The 431-nt window shown below is 64.7% G+C and carries 1 protein-coding gene; it reads left to right on the forward strand.

The window, feature by feature from the left end; genetic code table 11:
• The coding region (locus AB4Y92_RS25965) for an amino acid ABC transporter permease (protein WP_441822240.1) at positions 1 to 431 on the forward strand (431 nt) is incomplete at both ends.

The raw sequence follows: 431 nt of genomic DNA on the forward strand, positions 1-431 counted from the left end.
CGATTGTCTTCGGCGCGATCATCGGCACGTTCTGCGCCGTCGGCCGCAACAGCGGAAACCGCCTGATCGCCAGGGCCTGCACGCTCTATGTCGAGGCGATCCGCAATACGCCGCTGCTGGTCCAGATCTTCCTTGTCTATTTCGGCCTCGCCAGCATCGGCTTCAAGTTCTCGGCCTTCTCCGTCGCGGCGACCGCGCTGGCGATCAATGTCGGCGCCTATACCGCCGAAATCATGCGCGCAGGCTTCGAGTCCATCCCCACCGGCCAGATCGAGGCGGCCGAGGGCCTCGCCCTCTCGCGCTTCCAGATCTACTGGCACGTCATCCTGCTGCCGGCCACCGAGAAGGTCTATCCCGCGCTGACCAGCCAGTTCGTGCTGCTGATGCTGGCCTCGTCCGTGACCTCGCAGATCTCTGCGGAGGAGCTGACC

This window comes from Lysobacter sp. TAB13 (genome assembly GCF_052113885.1).
Classification (GTDB): domain Bacteria; phylum Pseudomonadota; class Gammaproteobacteria; order Xanthomonadales; family Xanthomonadaceae; genus Lysobacter; species Lysobacter gummosus.